The 25,049-nt window shown below is 63.4% G+C and carries 25 protein-coding genes; 1 reads left to right on the top strand and 24 read right to left on the bottom strand.

The window, feature by feature from the left end:
- Positions 1 to 60: 60 nt before the first annotated feature.
- From ACTJK7_RS04120 to ACTJK7_RS04220, 21 genes are read right to left on the bottom strand one after another with little or no spacing between them, the layout of a single operon-like run.
- Positions 61 to 501 carry an excinuclease gene (locus ACTJK7_RS04120; protein ID WP_074689575.1) on the bottom strand — a complete coding sequence of 147 codons (441 nt, stop codon included), beginning with the start codon at positions 499 to 501 and terminating at the stop codon, positions 61 to 63.
- Between the two features lie 20 nt (positions 502 to 521).
- Positions 522 to 1,757: a beta-ketoacyl-ACP synthase gene (locus tag ACTJK7_RS04125; protein WP_064382847.1), complete on the bottom strand. Its 1,236-nt coding sequence runs from the start codon at positions 1,755 to 1,757 to the stop codon at positions 522 to 524.
- Positions 1,757 to 2,485, bottom strand: coding sequence for a 3-ketoacyl-ACP reductase FabG2 (locus tag ACTJK7_RS04130; protein WP_108559216.1), 729 nt, complete (start codon positions 2,483 to 2,485; stop codon positions 1,757 to 1,759). Before ACTJK7_RS04130 ends, ACTJK7_RS04125 begins: the two co-directional genes overlap by 1 nt.
- Complete coding sequence (locus tag ACTJK7_RS04135; protein ID WP_064382849.1) at positions 2,478 to 2,957, bottom strand: hotdog family protein; 480 nt, start codon at positions 2,955 to 2,957, stop codon at positions 2,478 to 2,480. Before ACTJK7_RS04135 ends, ACTJK7_RS04130 begins: the two co-directional genes overlap by 8 nt.
- Positions 2,954 to 4,150, bottom strand: coding sequence for a beta-ketoacyl-[acyl-carrier-protein] synthase family protein (locus ACTJK7_RS04140; protein WP_108559218.1), 1,197 nt, complete (start codon positions 4,148 to 4,150; stop codon positions 2,954 to 2,956). Before ACTJK7_RS04140 ends, ACTJK7_RS04135 begins: the two co-directional genes overlap by 4 nt.
- On the bottom strand, positions 4,147 to 4,629 hold the full coding sequence (locus ACTJK7_RS04145) for a hypothetical protein (RefSeq protein WP_108559220.1): 483 nt from the start codon (positions 4,627 to 4,629) through the stop codon (positions 4,147 to 4,149). The genes ACTJK7_RS04140 and ACTJK7_RS04145 overlap by 4 nt, the downstream gene beginning before the upstream one ends.
- Positions 4,629 to 5,354: a class I SAM-dependent methyltransferase gene (locus tag ACTJK7_RS04150; protein WP_011332096.1), complete on the bottom strand. Its 726-nt coding sequence runs from the start codon at positions 5,352 to 5,354 to the stop codon at positions 4,629 to 4,631. Before ACTJK7_RS04150 ends, ACTJK7_RS04145 begins: the two co-directional genes overlap by 1 nt.
- Positions 5,351 to 6,598, bottom strand: a complete 1,248-nt coding sequence (locus ACTJK7_RS04155; RefSeq protein WP_323150810.1) for an NAD(P)/FAD-dependent oxidoreductase — start codon at positions 6,596 to 6,598, stop codon at positions 5,351 to 5,353. Before ACTJK7_RS04155 ends, ACTJK7_RS04150 begins: the two co-directional genes overlap by 4 nt.
- On the bottom strand, positions 6,585 to 7,745 hold the full coding sequence (locus ACTJK7_RS04160) for a sodium:proton antiporter (RefSeq protein ID WP_440779994.1): 1,161 nt from the start codon (positions 7,743 to 7,745) through the stop codon (positions 6,585 to 6,587). The genes ACTJK7_RS04155 and ACTJK7_RS04160 overlap by 14 nt, the downstream gene beginning before the upstream one ends.
- Positions 7,742 to 10,081, bottom strand: a complete 2,340-nt coding sequence (locus ACTJK7_RS04165) for an MMPL family transporter (RefSeq protein WP_440779993.1) — start codon at positions 10,079 to 10,081, stop codon at positions 7,742 to 7,744. The genes ACTJK7_RS04160 and ACTJK7_RS04165 overlap by 4 nt, the downstream gene beginning before the upstream one ends.
- Positions 10,065 to 10,667, bottom strand: a complete 603-nt coding sequence (locus ACTJK7_RS04170) for an outer membrane lipoprotein carrier protein LolA (RefSeq protein ID WP_440779992.1) — start codon at positions 10,665 to 10,667, stop codon at positions 10,065 to 10,067. The genes ACTJK7_RS04165 and ACTJK7_RS04170 overlap by 17 nt, the downstream gene beginning before the upstream one ends.
- Positions 10,664 to 11,089: an acyl-CoA thioesterase gene (locus ACTJK7_RS04175; protein WP_323150813.1), complete on the bottom strand. Its 426-nt coding sequence runs from the start codon at positions 11,087 to 11,089 to the stop codon at positions 10,664 to 10,666. Before ACTJK7_RS04175 ends, ACTJK7_RS04170 begins: the two co-directional genes overlap by 4 nt.
- Positions 11,082 to 12,626, bottom strand: coding sequence for an HAL/PAL/TAL family ammonia-lyase (locus ACTJK7_RS04180; protein ID WP_323150814.1), 1,545 nt, complete (start codon positions 12,624 to 12,626; stop codon positions 11,082 to 11,084). Before ACTJK7_RS04180 ends, ACTJK7_RS04175 begins: the two co-directional genes overlap by 8 nt.
- Complete coding sequence (locus ACTJK7_RS04185; RefSeq protein WP_108559231.1) at positions 12,607 to 13,554, bottom strand: LpxL/LpxP family acyltransferase; 948 nt, start codon at positions 13,552 to 13,554, stop codon at positions 12,607 to 12,609. The genes ACTJK7_RS04180 and ACTJK7_RS04185 overlap by 20 nt, the downstream gene beginning before the upstream one ends.
- A complete protein-coding gene (locus tag ACTJK7_RS04190; protein WP_323150815.1) occupies positions 13,551 to 14,285 on the bottom strand; it encodes a glycosyltransferase family 2 protein in 735 nt (244 codons plus the stop codon). Before ACTJK7_RS04190 ends, ACTJK7_RS04185 begins: the two co-directional genes overlap by 4 nt.
- Complete coding sequence (locus tag ACTJK7_RS04195; protein ID WP_440779991.1) at positions 14,278 to 15,957, bottom strand: AMP-binding protein; 1,680 nt, start codon at positions 15,955 to 15,957, stop codon at positions 14,278 to 14,280. Before ACTJK7_RS04195 ends, ACTJK7_RS04190 begins: the two co-directional genes overlap by 8 nt.
- Entirely contained in the window at positions 15,954 to 16,499 is a 546-nt protein-coding gene (locus ACTJK7_RS04200; protein ID WP_440779990.1) for a hypothetical protein, read from the bottom strand. Before ACTJK7_RS04200 ends, ACTJK7_RS04195 begins: the two co-directional genes overlap by 4 nt.
- On the bottom strand, positions 16,496 to 16,750 hold the full coding sequence (locus ACTJK7_RS04205; protein WP_007947135.1) for an acyl carrier protein: 255 nt from the start codon (positions 16,748 to 16,750) through the stop codon (positions 16,496 to 16,498). The genes ACTJK7_RS04200 and ACTJK7_RS04205 overlap by 4 nt, the downstream gene beginning before the upstream one ends.
- Positions 16,751 to 16,759: 9 nt before the next feature.
- Positions 16,760 to 17,020, bottom strand: a complete 261-nt coding sequence (locus ACTJK7_RS04210) for a phosphopantetheine-binding protein (protein ID WP_007952344.1) — start codon at positions 17,018 to 17,020, stop codon at positions 16,760 to 16,762.
- Complete coding sequence (locus tag ACTJK7_RS04215; protein ID WP_108559237.1) at positions 17,001 to 17,810, bottom strand: lysophospholipid acyltransferase family protein; 810 nt, start codon at positions 17,808 to 17,810, stop codon at positions 17,001 to 17,003. The genes ACTJK7_RS04210 and ACTJK7_RS04215 overlap by 20 nt, the downstream gene beginning before the upstream one ends.
- Complete coding sequence (locus tag ACTJK7_RS04220) at positions 17,786 to 18,511, bottom strand: beta-ketoacyl synthase chain length factor (protein ID WP_064382863.1); 726 nt, start codon at positions 18,509 to 18,511, stop codon at positions 17,786 to 17,788. The genes ACTJK7_RS04215 and ACTJK7_RS04220 overlap by 25 nt, the downstream gene beginning before the upstream one ends.
- 369 nt (positions 18,512 to 18,880) lie before the next feature.
- Here ACTJK7_RS04220 and ACTJK7_RS04225 point away from each other — a divergent pair, with 369 nt between their 5' ends.
- Positions 18,881 to 19,651: a ParA family protein gene (locus tag ACTJK7_RS04225; protein WP_064382864.1), complete on the top strand. Its 771-nt coding sequence runs from the start codon at positions 18,881 to 18,883 to the stop codon at positions 19,649 to 19,651.
- A gap of 7 nt (positions 19,652 to 19,658) precedes the next feature.
- Here the strand turns inward: ACTJK7_RS04225 and trxC are convergent, their stop codons facing one another.
- From trxC to mscK, 3 genes are all read right to left on the bottom strand, one after another.
- A complete protein-coding gene (gene trxC / locus ACTJK7_RS04230) occupies positions 19,659 to 20,093 on the bottom strand; it encodes a thioredoxin TrxC (protein ID WP_440779988.1) in 435 nt (144 codons plus the stop codon).
- Between the two features lie 81 nt (positions 20,094 to 20,174).
- On the bottom strand, positions 20,175 to 21,638 hold the full coding sequence (selO, locus tag ACTJK7_RS04235; RefSeq protein WP_108559241.1) for a protein adenylyltransferase SelO: 1,464 nt from the start codon (positions 21,636 to 21,638) through the stop codon (positions 20,175 to 20,177).
- A gap of 48 nt (positions 21,639 to 21,686) precedes the next feature.
- Positions 21,687 to 25,040: a mechanosensitive channel MscK gene (gene mscK, locus ACTJK7_RS04240; protein WP_011332111.1), complete on the bottom strand. Its 3,354-nt coding sequence runs from the start codon at positions 25,038 to 25,040 to the stop codon at positions 21,687 to 21,689.
- Positions 25,041 to 25,049: the final 9 nt, after the last annotated feature.

The raw sequence follows: 25,049 nt of genomic DNA on the forward strand, positions 1-25,049 counted from the left end.
TTTTTTGTGCAATAGATGAAAAAAAGGGCGCCGAAAGGCGCCCTTTGTCGTTTCCGGCCGTTACTTAACCGTCGCCAGATCGCCCTTCAACGCTACGCCGGCCATGATCGCGCCCGCGTGGCATTCGTAGGTTTTCGCATCCTTGCGCTCGTTGCTCTTGTAGAAGCTGACGATGTTGGTCACGGCGTTGGCGCCGGCGTTTTTTGCGGCCTGGTGCAGGCTGATGATCGCCGATTGCACGACCCACTCGCAGGCTTCCTGGTCGGTCTTGTTGAAGGCGTTGGTCTTCTTGTTGGTCACGGCGCCGGGGCTGACGACGGTGACCTTGCCGGCCGGGGCGTTGCCCGCCAGATAGAACTTCACGCTGCCGTCGATCTTGCCGGTGCGGGTCGCTTCGGCGACGGCCTTGTCGAACGGCAGGTAGACCGCCGTGTCACGGGCCTGGCTGACGGCCGGCATGGCGCAGATGAGCAGGGTGGCAGCGAGTTTCTTGAAGTGCATGGAGGTCTCCTTGACCTGGATTAATTCGGTTGGGGCCAGCGACGGAAAATCAGCGAGGTGTTGACCCCGCCGAAAGCGAAATTGTTGTTCATCACGTATTCGTGGCTCATCTGGCGGAATTCGCCGCGCAGGTAGTCGAGCTTGCCGCAGTGCGGATCGACCTCGTCGAGGTTGAGCGTGTGCACGTACAGGTCGCGGTTGAGCATCTCGATACTGAACCACGATTCCAGCGCCCCGCAGGCGCCGAGGGTGTGGCCCAGGAAGCTCTTTTGCGAACTGATCGGCATGCGTTCACCGAACAAGCTGCTGGTGGCCAGGGTTTCGGCGACATCGCCCTGTTCGGTGGCGGTGCCGTGGCCGTTGACGTAGCCGATGACGTCCGGCGCAAGACCTGCGTCTTCCAGCGCCAGTTCCATTGCCCGGCGCATGGTGACTTGCTCGGGGCGGGTGGTGTGCTGGCCGTCGGCGTTGCTGCCGAAACCGACGATCTCGGCGTGAATGTGCGCACCGCGTGCCAGGGCGTGTTCCAGCTCTTCAAGCACCAGCATGCCGCCGCCTTCACCGATCACCAGACCGTCGCGGCCCTTGTCGTACGGGCGTGGCGAGGTGTGCGGCGCATCGTTTTTCAGGCTGGTGGCGTACAGCGCGTCGAACACCATGGCCTCGGTCGGGCACAGCTCTTCGGCGCCACCGGCCAGCATCAGCGGCAGACGGCCGAACTTGATTGCCTCGTAGGCGTAACCGATGCCCTGGCTGCCGCTGGTGCAGGCGCTGGAGGTCGGGATCAAGCGGCCAGTGAGGCCGAAGAAGATGCTGATGTTCGCCGCCGTGGTGTGCGGCATCATCCGCACGTAGGAGTTGGCGTTGAGGCCTTCGGCCACCGAGTTGAGGAGCATGTTGCCGAACGCCTTGATCTCGTCGGTGCTGCCGGTGGACGAACCACAGGCCACGCCCATGCGCCCGTCCTTGATCGACTCGTCGCCAAGCAGGCCGGCATCGGCCAGCGCTTTTTCCGCCGCGCCGACTGCCAGCCGCGAGACACGGCCCATGCTGCGCAGCTGTTTGCGAGTCCAGTGCGCCGGCACCTGGAAATCATCGATGGGCCCGGCCAGGCGCGTGTTGAGCTCGCTGAAGCGATCCCACTCGTCCATCCGGCGGATGCCGCTGCGGTTGGCGGCGAAATTGCCGGCGATGGTGTCCCAGTCACTGCCCAGCGAGGTAATGCCGGCCATGCCGGTGACGACGACGCGCTTCATCAACACAAGCCTCCGTTGACCGCCAGCACCTGGCGGGTGATGTACGACGCTTCCGCCGACATCAGGAAATTCACCGCACCGGCCACCTCTTCAGGCGTGCCCATGCGTTGTGCGGGGATCATTTTCAGCAGTTCTTCCACCGGCACGTTTTCATCGAGCATGGCGGTATCGATCAGACCGGGCGCGACGCAGTTCACCGTGATTTTGCGCTTGGCCAGTTCGATCGCCAACGCCTTTGCCGCGCCGATCACACCCGCTTTCGACGCGCTGTAATTGACCTGGCCACGGTTGCCTATCAGCCCCGAGACCGAGGTGATGCAAACAATGCGACCAGCGGCGCGGCGGCGGATCATCGGCATCATCACCGGGTGCAGGACGTTGTAGAAACCGTCGAGGTTGGTGCGCAGCACCACGTCCCAGTCGTCGTCGCTCAGGGCCGGAAAGGCGCCGTCGCGGGTCAGGCCGGCATTGAGCACCACGCCGTAGTAGGCGCCGTGGGCTTCAACGTCCGCTTCGAGGATGGCTTTGCAGGCTTCGCGATCCGCCACGTCGAATTGCAGGATGCGTGCATTGCGTCCGAGGGCTTCGACTTCGGCTTTCACTGCTTGTGCTTCCGTCATGCCGCTACGGCAATGCAGGACGATATCGTGGCCGGCGCTAGCCAGGCGCAGGGCAATGGCACGGCCGATGCCACGGCTGGAGCCGGTGACCAGGATGGATTCAGTCATCGTTCGACTCCTTGTTGGTTTCGTCGCGGGTTTGTTCCAGATAGTCCGCCGCCTGCGGCGGGCGGAACACGTTCAACCTGGCGCTGGCCTCGATGCCGGGCGCGTTGATATGGCATTCGAATACGCCCATGCCGTTGTCGTCCTCCAGCGAGCGCAGACCATGGATGGTCAGTTCGCTGCCGACCGGAAAGGCCGCGACATTGCATTCGAACTTGCGTGTGCCAAGCAGAAAGCCCAGCTCCACCGGGTTGCCTTTCTGCCGCGCATGGCAGCCGGCGAACGCGGCGACGCTTTGCGCCATCAGCTCGACGCCGACCCACGCCGGCAGGCTGCCGTCGGGCAGGCTGAACAGGCCGCCGGGCCGGACGGTGAGCGTGGTGTGGATCTGTTCGTCGTCAAAGCTCAGGATCCGGTCGATCAGGATCATGTCGCCAGCGTGGGGCAGCAGTTCGGCGAGCGGCCAGTGGGTCATGGGGCGTCTCCGATAATCAGGCTGACGTTATTGCCACCGAAAGCAAACGAGTTGCTCATCAGGTAGCGAGGTGCAATGGACGCCAGGCGTTCGCTTGCAGTCACCCACTTCAGCGCTGGCAGGTCGGGATCGGCCTGGCCGTCCCAGATGTGCGGTGGCAAGGCGTGGTCGGGGTTGTCGGCACTCAGGCTCAACCAGCAGAAGGCTGCTTCCAGTGCGCCGGCAGCGCCGAGGGTATGACCGGTCATCGGTTTGGTCGAGGAACACGGCACGCCGTCGGCAAACAGCGCGTCAACGGCCAGGCTTTCCATGGCGTCGTTGTGCTGGGTCGCGGTGCCGTGCAGGTTCAGATAGCTGATGTCGCCGGCTTGCAGATGGGCTTGATCGAGCGCCTTCTGCATCGATTGAAGCGCGCCTCGGCCGGTTGGCTCAGGTGCGGAAATATGATGCGCGTCGGAGCTGGCGCCAGCGCCGAGCAGGGCGATGCCCGGCCCTGCACCGCGCTGTTTGCTCATCACGAACAGCACCGCCGCTTCGCCGATGTTGATGCCATTGCGGTTGGCGGAAAACGGATTGCAGCGCTCGTCCGACACCGCTTCCAGCGCACTGAAACCGTTGAGGGTCAGTTTGCACAGGCTGTCGACACCGCCGCACAGCACGGCGTCGCACAGGCCCAGATCGAGCAGGCGTCGGGCGCTCATCAAGGCGCGTGCGCTGGAGGTGCAGGCGGTGGAAATCACATAGGTCGGGCCGCTCAGTTGCAGCCAGTCGGCGAGGAAATTCGCCGGGGCGCCGAGTTCCTGTTGCCGGTAGTCGTAATCGGCCGGGAACTGCTGGTCACGAATGTAGTGCGCCAGGCCACGGCTGGCTTCGTCGATACCGGAAGTGCTGGTGCCGAGCACCACGCCGATGCGATCGCGCCCGTAAGTCTGGATCGCCTGCTCGATGTCATCGCGAATCTGCAACGCGGCTTCCAGCAACAGTTGATTGTTGCGGCTGCGCTGGTCGGCCAGCACCTCGGGAATCGGCGCCAGATCGCCGTGTACGGCGGCCACCGGCAGTTCGCGCTCCGGCACCCAGCCGGACTCGCGGCGCATGCCGGAGCAGTCGCCGGCAAACAGGTTGCGTGCCACGGTTTGCTTGTCGCGCCCCAGGGCGCAGATCACGCCGAGGGCATTGAGGTAGGCGGTCATGACGTCGGTTCACCGAGTGGCGTTACGCGATAGTGCGGGCCTTGTGGCAGGTTCAATTCGAAACTCAAGGGTTGGGTGTAACGGATGTCCCAGCGCGCCGGCAGGGACCGTCGGCCGCCCTGTTGCTGCGCGTCGGGGTAGTTGCGCGACAGCTCGCCCGCGGGGGTCAGGGCGAACAGCAGCGCGGCGAACAGCTCCCGGGCTTCCGGGTTGGGCGGCAGCAGGCCGTCGGCCTGCCAGTGCCCGTCGATCAACTGCTGACGCGCCTGGGGAATGCCCAGCGGATCCATCATCGACCAGCGGATGCCCGGCCCTTCGCGCTGGATCACCAGCAACCAGTCTTGCTGTTGCCCGGCCAGGTGCCGCTCGATATGCAGTTGCATCGGCAGCGGCAGGCTCGGGTTGCCGGCCGGCAGCGGCGCCTGACTGGCGCAGGCACCGAGCAGCAGGACGCAGGCGAGCAGTAGAACACGCAACATCAGACAGCCTCGTTCAAGGGTTTGCGGGCCACCACGTTGACCAGGGTTTCTTCCCGCTGGCCAAAAGGCTTGGGCTGGCGCAGACCAAAACGTTCGAGCAGACCGAAATCCTTCGACCGGCTCCACCACAGATACGGGTACGAAACGTTCTGTTCGGCGAACTCGAAACCCTGCTGGCGAATCATCTCCAGGTACTGCGCCGCGCTCTTTTGCACATGCATCGGATGCCGGAACAGCCAGCGAATCACCCACGTATCAATGTAAGCCTCGGTGGACTCGGCGAACAGCAGATAACCGCCCGGCTTGAGCACCCGATAGAACTCGGCCAGGGCTTTTTCCTGCTCCACCAGATGATGAAAGGTCTGGTGACAGAACAGCAGGTCGACGCTGGCGTCCGGCACATTGAGCGTCGCGCAGTCGCTGCCGATCAGCTCGACGTCGAAGCCCTGACGCGCGGCCTCGGCGGCGCTCAATTCCAGGCTGTGCGGATCGGCATCGACCCCGATCAGGCGCTGAGGCGCGAAGGTCTGGCGCAGGTGACCGAACGACTTGCCCTGGCCGCAACCGGCATCCAGCAGCACCGGACTGGCTGGCAACGACTCGCTGAACAGCCCGCGCAGATCGTTGATCGCCACACGCAGCACATGGTGCTGCCAAGTGTGGCTGCGCAGGAACCAGAAGCCGAAGCGGGTTTCCTCGACGTAGTTGTCGCTCAGGTAATTCATGTGTCGTCCCTTGCACAGAGTTCGGAGATCGTCTTCAGCCGACGGCGCGCTTCACTGACGAACGGGTTGCGTTCGTCCCAGGCGTAACCGGCGAGGATCGAGCAGATCATGCGGCGGATTTCCGGGGAGCCTTGCTCGTGGAAAATCACGTCCTGAAAGGTGCCGGCGTACCAGCCTTCGACGTAGCAGCGGAATGTATCGACCCCGCGTTTCAGCGGCTCGGCGAATTCGCTTTGCCAGTCCACCGTTTCGCCCTGCAACTGTCGGTGCAGCACAGCGGCGGCCATGCTCGCCGAACGCATGGCGATGGTCACGCCCGAAGAGAAAACCGGGTCGAGAAACTCCGCCGCGTTACCCAACAGCGCAAAGCCCGGGCCGTGCAGGGTTTTGACGTTGGCCGCATAGCCGCCGAGAGTGCGCGCCGGGGTATCCCACACGGCGTTGTGCAGCACTTTGGCCAGGCTCGGGGTTTCGGCGATGAACCCGCGCAGGCAGGCGTCGAGGTCGGCATCGCGACCTGCGAAATGTTCGGCGGCAGCCACCACGCCCACCGAGCAGCGCCCGTTGCTGAACGGGATCGACCAGAACCAGATATCGCGGTGTTGCGGGTGGGTGGTGATGAGGATCTTCTCGCGGTCGAAGCCGGGATGATCGATGTGGTCTTCGACGTGGGTGAACACGGCTTGGCGAACCGGGAAATTCGACGGTGCTTCGAGGTCCAACAGGCGCGACAGCACGCGGCCGTAGCCGCTGGCATCGAGGACAAAGTCGGCTTCGACGCGGTACTCGCTGCCGTCTTCGCGGCGCACGTCCAGCAACGGTCGCGGGCGTTCGAAATCGACGCTGACAATTGCGTCGCCGTAGCGAATTTCCGCGCCCTGCAACGCGGCCTGATCGGCCAGCAACTTGTCGAAGTCGGCGCGTTGCACCTGCAGGGTCGTGGGCTTGCCGGCGGTGAAGGTATCAGCAAAATCGAAGGCGCTGTAGCGCTCGCCCCAGGCGAACGCCGCACCGTTCTTGCGCTGGAACCCGGCGGCATTTACCGCCTCGAGCATGCCGGCCTCTTCGACGAAATCCAGGCAATGGCAGAGCAGGCTTTCACCGATGGAGAACCTCGGGAAATGCTGACGCTCGATCACCAGCACGTCGTGCCCCTTGCGTTTGAGCAATGCGGCGGCGATGGCGCCGGAGGGGCCGGCGCCGATGATCACGACCTGACGGGATTCCATTTCAACGATTGGCACGTGAGCTCCTGGGTACGGCAATAGGGTTCAGTGACGCCCGGTGCAGGCCGATGAAGGCCGGCAACAGCGTCGCGATCAGACCCATCAGCATCAGCGCAAAGTACAGTGCCGGACTGATGAGCTGTTGTTGCAACAGCAGGTTGAGAAAAACGATTTCGCTTAAGCCGCGAATGTTCAGCAGCACGCTTTCGCGCCAGCGGCTGGCGCCTGCGAACGAAGCGCCAGCCCAGCCGAGACCGAGCCAGTTGCCCAGGATTTTGCTGGCGACCGGCAACAGCAGCAGCGCCGCCCATTGCACGGCGCCGAGACTGGCGAGGGCGCTGTGCACGTCGATCTGGACGATGCCGAAAGTCAGGATCAGCGGAATCGCCACCCAGGTCTGCAAGCGGTTCATCCAGTGCGCCGGGATCGGCAATACCAGTGGCACCTTGAGCGCGGCCATGCACAGCAGATAGCCGATGCCTAAAATCAGCGCGTTGAGTTTGTAGTGTTCAGCCAGCACCAACAGCGCAAAAAAACCGAGGCTGTAGGTCAGTGGCCGGCGGATGCCGAACACCCGCAGCAGCACGGGTACGCAGGCCATCCCCAACGGCAGCAACAGACTGCTCAGGTGCAGGCTGCCCTGAGCGAGGCCGAACAGCGTCCAGCAAGTCAGGTCGATCAGGATCGCGGTCTGCACCAGACGCCGGGTGGCGGCGGGCGGGTAGTCGATGTGGCGCAGGTACAGGTACAACACCGGGATCGCGGTGATGGCGAACACCAAACCGATCGCCAACGAGTTGATCCACGGCTGCGTCGGCAACAGCCAGTACGCCGTCGCCAGGCCGCAGGTGAACGGCACGGCGAAACTCGGCAGGGCGATCTTCACGCTCTGCCGGTCCAGGCGCAGGTCGATCACGTCGCTGAGGATGTGCCCCAGCAACAGGGCAAAGCTCAGGCTGTAGAGGTTTTTCAGCCAGCCCGGCGCGATCAGTTCGGCGCCGTTGAGTTGCCAGCCCGGTTCGATCCAGAAGTACATCAGCAGCGGCAGGCCGAAGCTGGCCAGCAGCAATTGACTGACGATCGGGATCAGCCCGAAATGCCGGCCGACCCGGGTGGCGACGAAGAACAGCGCCAAGGCCATCAGCCAGAAAATCACCACCATCATGCTGCAGGCTCCGTGACGGCAACCGCATGGGTCTGACGCCCGGCCCACGGCGCGAGCATGAAGCTGAACGCCAGACCGAGGCTCACCGACAGGCCGAAGTTACTCACCGCCGGGGTGCTCGACACCGCCAGCAGGCCGAACGACAGCCAGGTGGTGGCGGCGGCGAGCAAGGTGCCGAGCAGGCTGACGGCCGCGCCGCCGACCTGTTCGCGCATGAGGATCGCGTAGTCGACGCTGATCGCCGTCACCAGCAACAGGCCGAACAGGCTGAACAGGGTCAGCGGCTGACCGAGCCAGCCCAGGCTGGCGAGGCTGCACAGCGCAGCGAGCAGCGGCAGGGCGACGATCCGCAGCGCGCCACCAAGACCGAACGGCAGCATCAGCACCAGCACGATCAATACGCAGGACGCGAGTTTCAGCTCAGCGGCGCTGATCTGGGTCTGGGCGAACACCTTGTTCAGATCGCCGAGCCGGTCCACCAGCATCACGCCGGGCAGATCCAGCGCCTGCACCCGCAACAGCGACGGATTGTTCAGGCCTTGCAGGCTGACCATCGCTGCCACGCCGTCCTCGGTCGGCCCCAGCCACAGCGTGCGGTAGGGCTCGCCGAGCGGGCCGGCCAGCGCCGCATCGATATCTTCGGCGGGCAGGGCCTGCAACTGTTGCAGCTCGGTTTGCAGCGCCGCCAGCGGCACGCCGACCTCCAGCAACGGCTGCCAGAACTGCGGCAACTTGCTCAGCGCCTCACGCACTTGTTGCTGCTGAGCTGGCGGGCTGACCAGTTGATTGAGCGCCAGATATCCCTGCAACTTGTCGAGGTTGACCAATTGATCCAGGCGCTCGCTCAGGGCCGCTTGCCGTTCCAGCAATTGCTGCTGATCGGCGGCGCGCACCAGGAAGAACTGGCTGGTCGGCTGATAGCCGGTAATCCGCGCGATGGTCTGCGCTTCATCGGTCAGGCGTTGCGGCGCACCGACCCACTGGCGAATGTCGTTCTTGCTCTCCAGTTGCAGCAGGCCGCCGACGCAGAAGGCGATCAGCAGGGCCAGCAACACCGGCGTCCTGACGTGTTCGAGCAGGTTCTCCCGTAGTCGCACCAGACGCTCAGCCAGTTGCAGCGGCCATTGCGCCGGGCGCAGTTCGACGTTTTTCAGCAGCGCCGGCAACAGGCACACCGCCGACAGGTAGGCGCCGAGCAAACCGGCGGCGGAGAACACGGCGATCTGGGTCAAGGCCGGGAAAGGTGTCCAGGCCAGTGCCAGGTAACCGATGGCGCTGGTGATCAGGCTCAACGTCAGCCCGGACAGGGTCAGGCGCAACGCCGGCCAACTGTGCCACGGCTTGAGGCTCCAGCTCTTGGACAGGTAGTGCAGCGGGTAATCCACCGCCACCCCGATCAGGCTCGAACCGAGCACCAGCGTCATCACATGCATGTGCCCGAACAGCGCGACGCAGGCCACCGCGCCGAACAGCATGCCCACCAGCACCGGAATGAACGCCAGCAGCACCCGCCAGCGGCGGAAGGCGAGCAGCAACAGCAACAGGATGCCGATGGTGGCGCCGCCGCCGACCCAGGTCATTTCCCGGGTCGCCTGCTGCTGACCGTTGGCGGCGTACAGCAGGCCGCTGGCGGCCAACAGTTGCACGTCGGCGCGAGCTGCTTGCTCACGGCTGTGTTGCAGCAGGGCGGCGACTTGCAGCGGTTGATTCATGTCGAAGGCGCTGCCGGTGGTGCGTGCGCGCAGCAGCACCCAGCTCTTGCCGTCGGCGTCGGCGATCAACGCACCGCTGCCGATGTCCAGCTGCACCGCGCCATGTTGCGGCTGGCTGTTCTGGATGCGCCCGGTCAGGCCCAGCCAGTCGTCCTGGCTCGGCACCAGACTGAACCCGGTAAACGGGTCGAACAGCGCCTGTACCCGTTGCTGGATAAAGACGTCGGGATGTTCGATCAGCAGTTGTCGGTCATCCGCCGAGAGCATCGCCAGCCGCCCTTGCAGCAGTTGCGTGCGCAGGGCCGGCAGGTCGGCTTGCAGGTTCCACTGCACTTTTTCGAACAGCCCGCTGGCCTGCCATTGCTCGCCCAAAGTCTGGGCCATGGCGACGGCTTGCTGGCGATCGGCGTGGCCGACCAGCACCAGCATGTCGCGGTTGAGCGGTTCCTGCATGCGTTGTTCGGCGCGCAGTTCGAGGGCGTCCGGATGGGTGCCGGGCACCAGCTCCATCAGGTTGGCCGAGAGCGGCGCACCGTCGCGCCACTGCCAGGCGCCCAGTGCGACGACGGCCAGCAGCAGGATCAGGAACAGCCAGGGCAGCCTGCGCTCACTCGGCAAAGTCATGTTGCTCCGCGTCGCTCAGAGGTTGGCCGGCAGTGCTGTCCTGCATGCGCAGTACGGTGCTGTCGCCCTGGGTTTCCAGCAGTTCGATGATGTTCACCAAGGTGCCGCCGCTGATGTTGATCTGGTTGAAGACCTGCTTGAGCAGCACCGAGCGCGGAGTCAGGGTCAGTTGCCATTGCTGCGCATCGCCGCTCAGGGCCAGTTCGAAATCCCGTTGCAGACCGCTGCTGTCGCCTTGCAGTACGGCGAGGAACAAACGGTTCTGCTCGGCCCCGGCGCTCTTGTTCGGCAGCAGTTGCCAGCCGGTGGCATCCCGCCGGGCGATGCCCTTGGCGCTGATGCGGTAATCCTGTTGCAGCGGGGATTTCAGCAGCCACAGCAGGCCGTGGTTTTTGGCGAGGACAAAACTGCCCTTGCTGATCAGCGGCTGGGGCAGGGCGCGCAGGTGTTTTTCCTGGATGAACTGGCCGTGGATCACGGCCGGTTTCGCCAGTTGCTCGCTCAACTGTTGCAGGTCGAAGGCATTGGCCAGCGACGACAGCGTCAGCAGCGCCAGAGCGCCAAGGGATTTCAACAGCACATTCATCGCAGCATCCTTTCCACGGCATCGGTGAAGACTTTCGGCGAGGCCAGTTGCATCTCGCGGCTGCTGACTTCGACGGCGACCTGCACCGAGCTGGCGCGGGTCAGGCGTTCGCCGGTCTGGGCATCGGTGATCAGGTAGTGAATCTTCAGGCGGTTTTCCCACTCCACCAGACTGGCGCGCACGTTCAGCCGCTGACCGAACACCGCGCCGCGCACGTAGCGCAGTTGCAGGTCGATCACCGGCCAGGCGTAGCCCGAGTCGACCATCTGGTTGTAGTTGTGGCCGATCCTGTCGAGCAACGCGCAGCGCGCCACTTCCAGGTATTTCACGTAATGGCCGTGCCAGACGACGTGCATGGTGTCGACGTCAAAGAACGGCACGAGGATTTCCGTATCGGCGTGAAGCACTCCGGCACTACGCATGCAGCCTCCAGTGTTGTTCGGCGATGCGTTGCAGACACAGGCGCAGTTCGCCTTCCAGGGCACGGTCTTCGATCACTGGCGGGAAGTCCTCGGCCAGTTGTTCGTGCATGGCGGCCAGCGATGGCGGCAGTGGACGCGCATCTTCATCGCGGCTACGCAGCCACACGCCCTGATTGGCCGCGAGCAGCGTGGCGGCGGCGACCTGTTCGGTCAGCTCCAGCACGCGAATGGCGTCGCGGGCGGCGATTGTGCCCATGCTCACCTTGTCCTGGTTGTGGCACTCGGTGGAGCGTGAGAACACGCTGGCCGGCATGGTGTTTTTCAGCGCTTCGGCAGTCCAGGCGCTGGCTCCGATCTGCACGGCCTTGAAGCCGTGGTTGAGCATCGCGCGGTCGGCGCTGGCGCCCGACAGGTTGCTCGGTAAACCGTGGTTGTAACGCTCGTCCACCAGCAGCGCGAGTTGTCGGTCGAGCAGGTCGGCAACGTTGGCCACGAGGTTTTTCAGGCTGTCCATGGCGAACGCGATATGCCCGCCGTAGAAGTGTCCGCCGTGCAGCACGCGCTCGGCTTCGGCGTCGATGATCGGGTTGTCGTTGGCGCTGTTGAGTTCGGTTTCGATGAACGAGCGCAGCCAGTTCAGGCTGTCGGCCAATACGCCGAGTACATGCGGTGCGCAGCGCAGCGAGTAGCGATCCTGCAAGCGATGCAACGGCGCGGTCGGCGCGTCGATTGCCAGATCCTTGCGCAGCCACGCGGCCACCTGCATCTGCCCCGGATGCGGCTTGGCGGCGAACAGACGCTCGTCGAAGTGTTCCGGATTGCCTTGCAGCGCCACCACGTTCAACGCGGTGATGCGGGTCGCCAGTTGCAGCAGGTAATCGGCGCGGGCGTAAGCCAGGCACGCCAGACCGGTCATCACGGCGGTGCCGTTCATCAGCGCCAGCGCCTCTTTCGGGCGCAGCACCAGCGGCGTCCAGCCCAGTTCACGGTGCACATCGGCAGCCTGGCGGCGTTCGCCACGGAACATCACTTCACGCTCGCCGGACAGGGTTGCGGCGACGTAGGACAACGGCGTCAGATCGCCGCTGGCGCCCACCGAACCTTCTTCGGGGATCAGCGGCAAAATGTCGTGTTCAAGGAAGGCATGCAGGCGTTCCAGCAGTTCGATGCGCACCCCGGACACGCCGTGGCACAGCGACTGCAAACGCGCTGCGAGCACTGCACGAGTGGCCTGGGGGTCGAGCAGTTTACCCAGCCCGCAACCGTGGAACGTGTAGAGATGACGCGGCAGCGCCTCGACGTGATGCAACGGCACCGCGACCACGCAGGAGTCGCCGTAACCGGTGGTCACTCCGTAGATCACGCCTTCCTTGTCCAGCAGCGAATCGAGGAACCGCGCGCCCTTGGCGATGCGTTCGCGATAAGGCGCGTCGCTCTGCAACTGCACGGGCGCCTGACGGTTGGCCAGGGCCAGCACGTCTTCGATGCGCAGAGGGCGTTCGCCGAAGGTGACCGGCTCAGGAGTTGGCGTTGTCATCGGTTTTCCAGAATGGGTAAAAGTTGAACCATTGGCACGGTGCTTCGAGGCAATAGTGACTCAGGCGTTGCGCATAGCGGGTGGCCCACTGATGAATGACCTGTTCGCGCTCGCGGCGTGACCACACCACAGCGTCGGCGAACGGCTCGAGAGTCAGGCGATAGTGGCCGTCAGGTTGCTTGAGGCACATCAGCAGGTTGACCGGGCATTTCAGCAGGCCGGCCAGCAGCCACGGCCCTTGCGGGAACGGCGCCGGGTGGCCGAGAAAGTCCACGGTCACGCTGCGCCCGCCATGCAGTGGCACGCGGTCGCCGGCAATCGCCAGCCACTCGCCGCGCTCCAGGCGTTCGTGCAGTTGCAGCATGATCACCGGGTCCAGTTCGCTGACCTGGATCAGCCGCAGGTTGGTCGCGCCGGCCTCGCCCAGCAGGCGATTGAATTGCTCGGCGTGCTTGGTGTGCACCAGCACGTTCATCGTGACTTTCTCGCCCAGCTCCGCCAGCGCCCGGCACACTTCGAGGTTGCCCAGATGCGCGCCCACCAGCATTTGCCCGCGACTGCCGCGCAACTGGTTGCGCAACAGCGCCGGGTCGATGATTTCGATCTGCTCGATCTTCAGCTTGCCGTTCCACACGTCGAGCTTGTCGAGCAGCGAATCGGCGAAGGCCATGAACTGGCGGAACACCTGCCACCGGGTCGCGCGCAATTCGTGGCGACCGCTCCAGTCGGCGAGACGCTGCTGATACTGCCAGGCACTGCGCCGTGCAGTTCGGCCGAACAGAAAAAAGTACAGGACGATGCCGTACAGCAACGGGCTCAGCAGGCGTCGGCCGAGAACCTTGGCGGCGAGTGCGGTGAATTTCATCAGCAGGAAACTGCCACGCTCTTCGCGGTCGGCCCAGTGCTTCTTGTCGGTCTCGACGGTCATGGACGCCACCGTCGCCAGAGGATCACGGGCAGACGCAGTAACATGCCGAAGAACAGGCGCGTGTGCATGCCCGAGATCAGCACGTTGTCGTGGAACAGGCGAAAGTGCGACACGCCGTCCAGCGGGTAGTGCACGCTGGTCTGCAACCAGCGCATCGGCTGATTGCGCCACGCCAGGCGCACCAGAATGTCCGAGTCGAAATCCATGCGCTTGCCGATCCGCGCCGAATCGATCACGCCCAGCGTCGGTTCCAGCGGATACACCCGGAAGCCGCACATCGAGTCGCGAATCTGCAGCGACAAGGTGTTGATCCACACCATTACGTGGGTCAGGTAACGCGCATACAGACGGCCTTTCGGCACGCTGGCGTCGTACAGCGGATAACCACAGATCAGCGACTCGGGGTGGGCGCGGGATTCTTCGATGAAACGCGCGACATCCTGCAAGTCGTGCTGACCGTCGGCGTCGACCTGCAAGGCATGGCTGAAGCCCAGCCGCGCCGCTTCACGCAGACCGGTCATCACCGCGCCACCCTTGCCCTGATTGGCAGTGAGGCGAACCAGATAAACCCGTTCGCGTTCGGCCAGCGCGTCCAGCACCGCTGCGCAGGATTTGCTGCTGGCATCGTCCACCAGAATGCATGGCAGATCCTCGGCGAGCAGGGCGTCGACCACCGTGCCGATGGCGGTTTCGTGGTTGTAGACCGGAATCACGGCGCAAGGGTTATGCATCGCCAGCCCCCAGCAGAATCCGCCCGCTGGAGCAGGTGGCCGTGTCGTTGCGGTAGGCGAAATACAACTTGCCGCGTTCCGGGTCGAAGCGCAGGTGCAGCTGGATTTCATCGCCGGGGCGCACCAGTTGCTGGAACTTCAGCACTTCCATGCCGGCGAATGCGCCGGGCAGGTTCAGCAGTTGTCGACCCAGATTCAGCGCCCATTCGACCTGCACCACGCCCGGCAGCACCGGGGCCTTGGGGAAGTGACCGCTGAAATAGGCCAGATCTGGCGGAACGCTCAACTGCAGGTTCCATTCGCCCTCGGTTTCGGCCTGTTCCAGAATCTCCGGCGCTTTCGGCCGTGGTGCCAGCAGCAAGGCTTCGACGTCGGCTTGAGGCAACTTGCCCTGCGAGGTCAGCGGCATTTGCCGCAGCAGGCGCCAGCGGCGGGGCAGGGCCAGGGCTTCGCAGTGGTCGCCGAGATGACGGCGCAGGGTTTCGGTCAGGCTGCGCCGACCGTGCTCGCGCAGGGCAAACAGGCCCGATTCGCTGAGCACCAGCAGCGCGCCGAGCGACGCGCGGTTCTCCTGCACAACGCCCAGACGCGCTTCGGCGACCCAGTCGTGAGCCACCAGCGCCTGTTCAAGCATCGGCAGGGATATGCGTTTTTCTTCGAGTTTGACGATCCGGTCGAGTCGCCCGAGCAATTCAAAGCGGCCATCGGCCTGAATGCGCGCCGCATCGGCGGTGTGTTCGACATGCCCGGCGGGCAGATAAGGCGAAGCGATCCGCAAGGCACCGTCGCTGTCCTGGCTCAACTCGACGCCGGCAAATGGCTGCCACAACGATTCACCCTGTCTCCAGGCGATGCCACCGGTTTCCGAACTGCCGAGGATTTCCGTCGGCCACTGCCCCAAGCGTTGATGCAGGCTTTTTGCGGCGTCTGCCGGCAGTGCGCCGCCAGAGGAAAACACCCGGCGCACGGCGCTCAGCGCTGGCCAGTCGAGGTTGTCGCCCATGCGTTTGAGCAGCGCCGGGCTGGCGACCCAGGCGAAGGCCGGGTGCTCGCGGCTGGCACGTTGCAGGTCTTCCGGGAAGGCCAGTTGCTTGCGCAGGAACGGACGCCCGGCGCACAGCGGCCACAGCACGCGGAACAGCAAGCCGTAGATGTGCTGGGTGGCGACGCTGCCAAGAATGCAGGCCTCGCCGAGATCCGCGCCCCACAGCTGCTCAAGGGCTTCGACTTCGTTGGCCAGTTGCCGCAGGGATTTGTCGATGCGCTTGGGCTCGCCGCTGGAACCGGAGGTGCACAGGCTGAGGCGGCACTGGTCGAGATCCAGTTCGGCTGCGGGCAGGGCCGGTTGTTGCAGATCGCTCAGGCGAGCGTCATCGGAATGATCGGTCAGCCACAGATCGACGTCGCTCGACCAGCGCTGGCGGGTCTGCGCTTGCAGATCCGAGGGCAGCAACACCCTGATGCCGGCACGCCAGGCACCGAGCAGGGCGACGGCCAGATCGGCGGCATCTTCCAGATGCACCGCCAGACGCTTCACGCCGCGTGCTTGCAGACCGGCGGCCAGGCCCAGGGCCTGTTCGCGCAGTTGAGCGTGATCGAGTGCCGGTGCGCTTGTAACAGCACGCGCCGGCAGGGCCTTGAGCAACAGCTGCTCAAGTTTTATCCAGTTCATGGGCGACCTCTTACCCGTTGTCGTATCAGCCATTCAATGGCAAACATCAGGCCGATCAATCCGTAGGAGATCAGGCCGGTGTACAACATCCACCAGTTCAGCGGCGCCCACAGTGTCAGCAGGGCGGCGCACAAACCGTTGCAAAAGAAAAACACGCTCCAGGCCACGGTGACCTGGCGGGTGTAACGAATCGCCTTGGGCGGCAGTTGCGGCTCTCGCAGGCGAGCCAGACGCTCGACCATCGGCGGGCCGTATTTCAGGCTCAGGCTGAACAGCACCAGCATGAAGCCGCTGATCAGCACCGGGTACCAACGCAGCAGCAAAGGGCTGTCGAACACCGCCAGCAGCAGGCAGAACACGATCGCCACAAAGGCCATCCACAGACTGCCGGGCTTCCGTTCGCCGGTCAGTGCGCGGGCCAGCCACAAGCTGCCCAGCAGCAGGCCGAACTGCCATGGCGCGAAATGCTCCATGCCGAAATACACCGCAAAGGGATACAGCAGGCCCGCCAGCAGCAGGCCGAGACCGATCAGTCGGCTCATGCCGCCGGTTGAACCAGACGGTAGACCGCCTCGACCACGTCGCTGACGGTGCGCACCGACTTGAACTCCTCGGCGGCGATTTTCTTGCCGGTCTGGCGCTTGATGTGATCGATCAGGTCGACGGCATCGATGCTGTCGATTTCCAGATCCTGATACAGGTTGGATTCCAGGCTCACGCGGGCCGGGTCCAGTTCGAACAGCTCGACCAGGGCATCGCGCAGGGTGTTGAAGATGTCGTCACGAGTTTGCATGGTCCGGTCTCAAGCTGCCTGTTTTGCCGTGACGAACGCCGCAAGGCTCGCCACGTTGGAGAAATGGTTGCGGGTGTCCTTGGCGTCGGCGTCGATTTTGATGCCGTACTTTTTCTGGATCGCCAGGCCGAGTTCCAGAGCGTCGACGGAATCCAGGCCCAGGCCTTCGCCAAACAGCGTCTGGTCGTCGCCGATGTCCTCTGCGCTGATGTCTTCGAGGCCCAGGGCGTCGATGATCAGCTCTTTTATGTCACGGTTTAGATCGCTCATCTTCGGCGAGCTCCTTGATAAAGAATTGGTGCAAATAGTCGTTGAGCTTGCGCGAAGCCTGAGGCGCGGGGCCCTGCGCGGCGAAAGTCTGTGGGTCTATATCGGCCCCGACGCGAAAACTGAAGTGCACGCGGCGACTGGGAATGCGATACCAGGGCTCGGCCTTGGTCAGGGTGGTCGGACTGACCTTGATGACTACCGGGGTGACGATTTTCGCACCGCGCAGCGCGATGGCCGCCGCCCCCCGATGAAAGGCCGGCGCCTGACCCGGCTGTGTGCGGGTACCTTCAGGGAAAATGATCAGGGTCTGCCCGCCCTGCAACGCGCCAGCGGCAGCGTCGAGCATGTCCATGCTGCCGTCGTTGCTGATGTATTCGGTGCTGCGCAGCGGGCCGCGAGTGAAGGGGTTTTCCCACAGGCTTTTCTTCACCACGCAATTGGCCCCGCGCACCAGACCGATCAGGAATACCACGTCGATCAGCGACGGGTGGTTGGCGATGATCATCTGCCCCGGACGGCCGAGACGTTCGGCGCCCTGGATGTCGTAGGTCAGCACGCCGGTACGGGCCATGAACCGGACGAAAAACCAGAACAGCCGACTGACGGTCTGGCGCGCCCGCTCGCGGTGCGCAATGGCGTCGCCCGGCAGGAAACCGAGCAATGGAAATACCAGCAGGCGCAGGCACAGACCACCGAGCCCGAACAGGGCGAAGCTGGTGGCAGTCGCCAGCAGACGCCAGTAATAGGCATCGCGATTTTTTTCGATCACGGGTTGCGTTGCCAGGTCCATAGACGATTCTTCCAGGCATGTTGGCAATGGGGTTGCTGATCGAGCAGGGTTCGCAGCAGATTCAGCGCATGAGGCCACTGCGTTTTTGACCGTGCTTCGGGGGCGCTGTTCAGGGTCAGCCGCCAGTCGGTACCGGGGGTGAGCAACAGCCCGACCGCATAGGGAAACGGCACGTCGTCGATCCACGTCGAATAGGCTTCGGGCGGTTGTTCCTCGGTGATCACCAGCAGCACCGCGGGGGCCCCTTCGTTCAACAACGTCGCCGCTTCGAGCAGGCCGTGTTCGAGGCCGTCGCCAGCCGCAGCGAGTGCGGTCATTTCGCTGGTCTCGCCGCGCATGATCGACCACAGGCCGATGATCGCGTTGTGCACCGACAGGCTGAACTGGGTCGGCGACAGCGGCTGTTCGTTGGCCAGATCACTGAGAATTTCAAAGGTACGCGGGGTTTCGCCGTGCCGGGAGACGAACACCAGCGGCAGATTTTCCCGACCGTCGGCCAGCGGCCAACCGACACTGAACGCCATCCGCGCCAGACGGCTGAGACGACGGCGCTGCATGGCCGGCAGAAACGACACATCGGGTGCGGCATCGCTGCTTTCGAGCACGACCGGTTGTCGGCTCCAGGCTTGCCAGGCTTCCACACTGTCGAGCCCGGGAGCCCAGGCGCGCCATTGGGCGATGTTGAAGTTGATCACGGACATTTATCCCGCCCCTGCGGGCTGAGTTGACGCGGTTTCGCCAACGTCGCCGCTGAGCTGATTTAGCCTGAAATGGCATGGCGCGTGGCGCCGGGTGGCGCGCATTATCCCGGTGCGACGAGTGTGTAGCAAATGCTGGTTACGTTTTGAACGACGAAATGAACCGATTGGTACGCGGCAAGAGCTGTCACTTGGCCATTATCCAGATTGTCGGGTGGCTGTCTGTCAGGCGAATCCGCGATCAACGGGTCTCTTTACGCCGTATCCATTGGGAGATTGGCGCCTGACTTTGTAGTCCGCGTCCATCGAGGTAGCGAACCGGCACCGGGCACCACTACACTCGGTCATTCTTTGATACACGGAGGTTTTGTCATGCGGCGCGTGGTGTTCAATCAGAAAGGTGGCGTGGGCAAATCCAGCATTGCCTGCAATCTGGCGGCGGTGAGCGCCAGCGAGGGTTATCGCACGCTGTTGGTCGACCTCGATGCCCAGGCCAATTCCACTCAGTATCTGACCGGGCTCACGGGTGACGACATTCCGATGGGCATTGCCGACTTCTTCAAGCAGACCCTGTCTTCCGGGCCGTTCTCGAAAAAGAATCAAGCGGATATCTACGAAACGCCGTTCGACAACCTGCACATCATCACCGCCACCGCCGAGCTGGCTGACCTGCAGCCCAAGCTTGAGGCCAAGCACAAGATCAACAAGCTGCGAAAGCTGCTCGACGAGCTGTCGGAAGATTACGACCGGATCTATCTGGATACGCCGCCGGCGCTGAATTTCTATGCGGTCTCGGCCCTGATTGCCGCCGATCGGGTACTGATTCCCTTCGACTGCGACAGCTTCTCGCGTCAGGCCCTGTACGGTCTGATCGCCGAGATCGACGAGTTGAAGGAAGACCACAACGAAGGCCTGGAAGTTGAAGGCATTGTGGTCAACCAGTTCCAGGCCCGAGCCAGCCTGCCGCAGCAGATCCTCGACGAACTGATCGCCGAGGGCCTGCCGGTGCTGCCGGTCTACCTCGCCAGTTCAGTGCGCATGCGCGAATCGCATCAGGCCAGCATGCCGCTGATCCACCTCGATCCACGGCACAAGCTGACACAGCAGTTCGTCGAACTGCACAACCTGCTCGAAGACGCCTGAAGCCTTGTCAGATGCCCTGGCTGCGCAGCCAGGCCATCAACTGCGGCAACGGGAAGGCCCCGCTCTGACGGGCCACTTCCCGGCCGTTGCGCAACAGAATCAGGCTCGGAATCGAACGAATCCCCAACTGCGCCGACAACTGCTGATTGGCCTCGCTGTCCAGCTTGGCCAGACGGCACTTGCCCGCCAACTGCGCAGCTGCCTGTTCGAACACCGGCGCAAACGACTTGCACGGCTCACACCAGTCCGCCCATACGTCCACCAGTAACGGCAGATCACCCTTGATCTGACTGGCGTAATCGCCTTGCTTGAGCTCGAACGGCTTGTTCAACAGCACCTCGGACTTGCAGCGCCCGCACTTCGGGTGATCGTTGAGGCGCTCGGCGGGGATGCGGTTGAGGCCGTTGCAGGAGGGGCAGGGGATGAGGAGGGGGTCGGTCATGATCGGCTCAATGAATAAAACGGGATCGTACGACTGATCTGGAGCCGTACGGATCGATTATCAAGGTTCAGTCGTTCCCGCTTACGACGAACAACTGATCTCCAGATGCTTGCCCCACTCCGGCGGCCGTTCCGCGTAGCTCTCCATTCCAGGCTGTTCCTCGAATGGATTGCTCAGCACCGCGTGCAACCGGCGCACTTCTGAATAGTCACCCTGCTCGGCAGCATCAATCGCCTTCTGCGCCAGATAGTTGCGCAGGATGTACAGCGGATTCACCGCATGCATCCGCGCACGGCGTTGTTCCTGATCGGTCGCGCCATCGCGTGCGACGCGGGCGACGTAGCGCTCGCCCCAGGCATCGAAACCCTTGATATCGACGAAGTCATCGCGCAAGCGAGCGACGGCCTGTTCGGCTGACTCTTCGCCCAGACGACGGAAGAACAGCGTGTAATCGACGCCGCTGTTCTGCATCAGTTGCAGCAACTGCTCCAGCAGTTGCTGGTCGTCGTCCTCGGCGGTGGTGAAGCCGAAGCGGCGGCGCATCAGGTCGAGGTAGTGCGCCTGGAACAGTGGCAGGTACAGGCCGAGGGTTTCGCGCAGGGCTTCGACGCTGATGAACGGCGTCAGGGCCTGGGCCAGGGCGCTGAGGTTCCACTGGCCGACCGGCACTTGATTGCTGAAGGAGTAGCGGCCCTGGTCGTCGGAGTGGTTACAGATGAAGTTCGCGTCGAAATCGTCGAGGAAGGCGAAGGGACCGAAGTCGAAGGTGATGCCGAGGATCGACATGTTGTCGGTGTTCATCACGCCGTGGCAGAAGCCATAGGCCTGCCACTTGGCGATCAGTTCGGCGTTGCGCTCGACGATCTCGCGGAACATCGCCAAATAGGGTTCCGGCTGTTCCAGGCATTCGGGGTAATGCATCGCCAACACGTGTTCGCCGAGCAGCTTCTGCTGTTCGGGACGCTTGGTGTAATAGAAGTATTCGAAGTGGCCGAAACGGATGTGGCTCGGCGCCAGGCGCAGTACCATCGCGGCGCGCTCCTGTTTCTCACGCCAGACGGGAGTGTCGGAGCCGATCACGCAGGCGGCGCGTGACGAAGGAATGTTCAGCGCATGCAGCGCTTCGGAGGCGAGAAACTCGCGGATCGACGAACGCAGCACCGCGCGGCCGTCGCCCATGCGCGAGAACGGTGTCTGCCCGGCGCCCTTCAGATGCATGTCCCAGTGTTCGCCGGCCGCATTGTAAACCTCGCCCAGCAACAGCCCGCGACCGTCACCCAATTGCGGGGTGTAGCCGCCGAACTGATGCCCGGAATAGACCATCGCCCGTGGTTCGGCATTGGCCCATAGCTTGTGGCCGCCGAACAATTCGGCAAATTCCTGGGTGTCGGCCACCGCCGGGTCGAGATCCAGCAGCGCCAGGGCCGCCGGGCTGGCAACCACCAGTCGCGGATTGTCGATCGGTTCGGGCAGCACGTGGGCCGAGAACGCATCGCCCAGGCGGGCGAAGCGGTTGTCGAAGGTCAGTTCGTCGAGGGCTTTCAAGGACCGGCTCCAGCAGAATGTCCGAGCATTCTGCTGGGATTAGCCGGGTTAGTCGAGTTTGGCCGGCGGCGGTTCCTGCAACGGTTTCTGGTCGTCGCTGACCGGCACGATGGTTTTGGTTTCCGGCTCGATCGGCACCATCTTGTATTCCTGACCGTGGAGGTTCTTCAGGTAAACCTCCATCTGGCGGAACGAGATGTTGATGTGCTGCTTCTTGAACTCGCGGTTGATGAAGCGGTTGACCTCATCGAGCACCGGGTTGCGGTCGCCGAGATCGCGCACATGCATGCGCAATTCGTGGTCGAGGGTGCTTTCGCCGAAGTTGAGGAAGTACACGTGCGGCTCGGGTTCCTTGAGCACGCGCGGGTTTTCCCGGGCGGCCTTGAGCAGCAGTTCCTTGACCAGATCCAGATCCGAACCGTAATCGACGCCGAGTTTCAGGGTCACCCGGGTGATGGTGTCGGTCAGCGACCAGTTGATCAGTTGCCCGGTGATGAACGTCTTGTTCGGGACAATGATGTCCTTGCGGTCGAAGTCGGTGATGGTCGTGGCGCGGATGCGGATCTTGCTCACCGTGCCCGACAGGTTGCCGATGGTGATGGTGTCGCCGATCCGCACCGGGCGCTCGAACAGGATCATGATGCCGGAGATAAAGTTCGCGAAGATCTCCTGCATACCGAAGCCGAGGCCGACCGACAGCGCCGCCACCAGCCATTGCAACTTGTCCCAGCTCACGCCGAGGGTCGACAGGGTCGAGACGAAACCGACCCCGGCGATCACGTACGACAGTAGCGTCGTGGTCGCGTAGGCACTGCCCTGGGCCAGATTGAGTTTCGATAGCACAAACACTTCAAGCAGGCCCGGCAAGTTGCGGGCGAGCGCAAAGGTGATGCCGATGATGATCAGCGCGCCGAGCATGTCGCCGATGCTGATCGGCACCATGCTCATGTTGGCGCCGGTGCCGCTGGTGTATTCGTAGAGGGTGATGTTGTCGAGGTACGAGAACACGGTGATCAGGTCGGCCCAGACCCAGTACAGCGCGGCGATGAAACCGCCGAGCAGCGCCAGGCGGATCAGGCGCAGGGACTGTTCGTTGACCTTTTCGATATCCAGGGTCGGCTCTTCGATCACCGCTTCGCCGTCGCCGGCTTCTTTCGCGGCCTGACGTTTGGCCAGGGCGCGCTGGTAGGCCAGACGGCGTGCCGCGACCGCCAGACCTCGGACGAAAGTCGCTTCGATCACCAGCCAGAACATCAGCAGGTACAGGGTGTTGATCAAGCGGTCGCTGAGCTTCAGCGCGGTGTAGTAGTAGCCGAAGCACACGGCGACGAACAGCGCGATGGGCAGCAGGGTGAACATCACGCCCACAGCCTTGCGGAACAGCGAGGCGTTTTCGTGGGTCGGGCTGCTGATCAGCAGGCGGCTGAGCAGCCACGCCATCAGCGCATAGCAGGTCAGCACCACCGGCATGCCCAGTACATCGTCGGCCAGCGCCGCCGGTTGCAGTTCGGCAACCGCCACCACGGCCACCAATGCCATGACCACCAGACCGAGGCGACGCACCCAGCCTTGCAGGAATTCGACCTGCGGCTTTTCCCAGCGGAAGTGCAATTCGGCCACTCCACCCGGCGCGAGGATCCGGTAAGCGGTGTAGAACACCAGCCACGCCTGGGCCATTTGCAGCAGCGCCGCGCCCATGTTGGCGTTCTGCCCGCGAGCGTCGATCTGCAACGCCAGCCCGCACAGGGCCAGGCCCAGCGCCACCGGCATCGCCAGCAGAATATTGATCAGGATCGCCTGCGGCGTGTGCCACTGGCTGTCACGCTTGAAGTGGCCGATGTCCTGGTGAACCTTGTTCAGGCGCGAATACAGTTGCTTGCGCCGCCACAGGAGCGCGCCGATCAGCAGCGCCAGCGGCAGGAACAACAGTGGTCGCTGGGTCAGGCCGTCGGTCAGTTCGCTGAAGCTTGAGGCCAGCGGCAGGGTATCGATCTGACGCTTCAGACGCTCCGGCACGCCGCGCATCCATTCGGTGTCCAGCGGCTTGTTGCTCGGAATCCAGAACATCTGCTCGTCGAGAGTCGCGCGCAGGCTTTGCGCGGTGCTCAGCAGTTGTTTCTGGTTCAGTTGCAGGGTGATCGATTCGTTGAGCATCGCGCTCAGTTCGCGGCTCAGCCGTTCCAGCAGATCGACACGGGTGTTGGCCAGCTCCAGCAGACTCTTGCGCAGTTGTGGCGTGACTTGCTCCGGTGGCTGAGTGGACAGCAGGTTGTCGACGTAAGTCGCCGGATTGCTCAGCTGTTCACGTTGTTGATTGATTTCGAACTGGTACAGGCGAATGTCGGCGATCTGGTCCGCCAGATCGCGGTCGACCTTGAGGCGCGGCAGCGCTTGCTTCTGTTTATAGAGAATCTTCGACAGCAGCAGGCTGCCCTTGAGCACGTTGATCTGCTCGTCGAGGGCCGAATCGCTCTGGGTCACGCTGTCCAGTTGCTGCTTGGTCTGCAGGTTCTGCTGGGTCAGTTCGTTGAGACGGTCGGTGCTTTTGAGCAGGTAGTCGGAGAGCTTGAGGTTGGCCGCGCTTTCCGTGGCGAGCAGGGCGCTGCTGCCGGACTTTTGGGCCTCGATCGACTGCTGCGTCACGGTTTCCTGCGACAGGGTCAGACGTTTCTGGTTGATCAGGGTTTGCAGTTCCTGGATCTCGCGATCCAGACGGTCGGACTTTTCCGAGAGCAGGTCATGCTGACTGTTGCCCAGATCCTGCAATTGGTTGTTGCCGGCCAGTTCCTGACGGCGCAGCGGGATCAGCGCATTGAGCGCCGCCAGTTCGGCGTTGAGCAGGTCGCGCTGCTCGGCGCTGACGGTCTTGCCGGCGTCCTTGCCGGTCTTGAGGATGTTATTGATCTGCTGGATGCGCGTCTGGCTGCTGGAAATCTCGGCCTGGGCACGTTCGGGACGGGTCTGGGCGGTGATGATCAGGCTGTTGGCGTCGGCCAGGGCCTTTTGCAGATCGCTTTGCTGGGTCGAGCGCTCGGTGAGCATCTGCTCCAGCTGCTGGATGTTTTCCTTGGGAAAGCGCTGCGCAACCGGCACCACGGCGCTGGCCTTGAGGCGGGTCAGTTCGCGCGAATTCTCGATGGTCTGCTTTGGCGCGGTGGCCAGTTGCTGCTTGAGGTCGATCAGCTTCTGCTCGTAGTCACGCCGGTTGTTGAGCTGATTCAGCGTGTTTTGCAGGACCGTCTGCAGGGCCTTCTTGTCGGCTTCGGGCAGTTTGCTGTCGGTGAGCTTGTCCAGGCTGGCCTGCACGGCGTCGCTGGACGGCGGTTCGGCGGCCTGCAGCGGGCCGACAGTGAGACTCAGGCCCAGCAGGGCCGCGACGAAAAAGGAGCGCAGGGTAGGCATAGAGACCGG

It is taken from the genome of Pseudomonas sp. 22085, from assembly GCF_052045815.1.
GTDB classification, from domain to species: domain Bacteria; phylum Pseudomonadota; class Gammaproteobacteria; order Pseudomonadales; family Pseudomonadaceae; genus Aquipseudomonas; species Aquipseudomonas glycinae.

Coding starts and splice junctions, on each gene's coding strand:
- ACTJK7_RS04200 (WP_440779990.1), bottom strand. CDS start 16,499: ATGAGCCGACTGATCGGTCTCGGCCTGCTGCTGGCGGGCCTGCTGTAT.
- ACTJK7_RS04140 (WP_108559218.1), bottom strand. CDS start 4,150: ATGACCGCCTACCTCAATGCCCTCGGCGTGATCTGCGCCCTGGGGCGC.
- ACTJK7_RS04175 (WP_323150813.1), bottom strand. CDS start 11,089: ATGCGTAGTGCCGGAGTGCTTCACGCCGATACGGAAATCCTCGTGCCG.
- ACTJK7_RS04145 (WP_108559220.1), bottom strand. CDS start 4,629: ATGTTGCGTGTTCTACTGCTCGCCTGCGTCCTGCTGCTCGGTGCCTGC.
- ACTJK7_RS04205 (WP_007947135.1), bottom strand. CDS start 16,750: ATGCAAACTCGTGACGACATCTTCAACACCCTGCGCGATGCCCTGGTC.
- ACTJK7_RS04125 (WP_064382847.1), bottom strand. CDS start 1,757: ATGAAGCGCGTCGTCGTCACCGGCATGGCCGGCATTACCTCGCTGGGC.
- ACTJK7_RS04120 (WP_074689575.1), bottom strand. CDS start 501: ATGCACTTCAAGAAACTCGCTGCCACCCTGCTCATCTGCGCCATGCCG.
- ACTJK7_RS04150 (WP_011332096.1), bottom strand. CDS start 5,354: ATGAATTACCTGAGCGACAACTACGTCGAGGAAACCCGCTTCGGCTTC.
- ACTJK7_RS04210 (WP_007952344.1), bottom strand. CDS start 17,020: ATGAGCGATCTAAACCGTGACATAAAAGAGCTGATCATCGACGCCCTG.
- trxC (WP_440779988.1), bottom strand. CDS start 20,093: ATGACCGACCCCCTCCTCATCCCCTGCCCCTCCTGCAACGGCCTCAAC.
- ACTJK7_RS04170 (WP_440779992.1), bottom strand. CDS start 10,667: ATGAATGTGCTGTTGAAATCCCTTGGCGCTCTGGCGCTGCTGACGCTG.
- ACTJK7_RS04220 (WP_064382863.1), bottom strand. CDS start 18,511: ATGTCCGTGATCAACTTCAACATCGCCCAATGGCGCGCCTGGGCTCCC.
- ACTJK7_RS04195 (WP_440779991.1), bottom strand. CDS start 15,957: ATGAACTGGATAAAACTTGAGCAGCTGTTGCTCAAGGCCCTGCCGGCG.
- ACTJK7_RS04165 (WP_440779993.1), bottom strand. CDS start 10,081: ATGACTTTGCCGAGTGAGCGCAGGCTGCCCTGGCTGTTCCTGATCCTG.
- mscK (WP_011332111.1), bottom strand. CDS start 25,040: ATGCCTACCCTGCGCTCCTTTTTCGTCGCGGCCCTGCTGGGCCTGAGT.
- ACTJK7_RS04215 (WP_108559237.1), bottom strand. CDS start 17,810: ATGGACCTGGCAACGCAACCCGTGATCGAAAAAAATCGCGATGCCTAT.
- ACTJK7_RS04190 (WP_323150815.1), bottom strand. CDS start 14,285: ATGCATAACCCTTGCGCCGTGATTCCGGTCTACAACCACGAAACCGCC.
- ACTJK7_RS04225 (WP_064382864.1), top strand. CDS start 18,881: ATGCGGCGCGTGGTGTTCAATCAGAAAGGTGGCGTGGGCAAATCCAGC.
- ACTJK7_RS04185 (WP_108559231.1), bottom strand. CDS start 13,554: ATGACCGTCGAGACCGACAAGAAGCACTGGGCCGACCGCGAAGAGCGT.
- ACTJK7_RS04135 (WP_064382849.1), bottom strand. CDS start 2,957: ATGACCCACTGGCCGCTCGCCGAACTGCTGCCCCACGCTGGCGACATG.
- ACTJK7_RS04160 (WP_440779994.1), bottom strand. CDS start 7,745: ATGATGGTGGTGATTTTCTGGCTGATGGCCTTGGCGCTGTTCTTCGTC.
- ACTJK7_RS04180 (WP_323150814.1), bottom strand. CDS start 12,626: ATGACAACGCCAACTCCTGAGCCGGTCACCTTCGGCGAACGCCCTCTG.
- ACTJK7_RS04130 (WP_108559216.1), bottom strand. CDS start 2,485: ATGACTGAATCCATCCTGGTCACCGGCTCCAGCCGTGGCATCGGCCGT.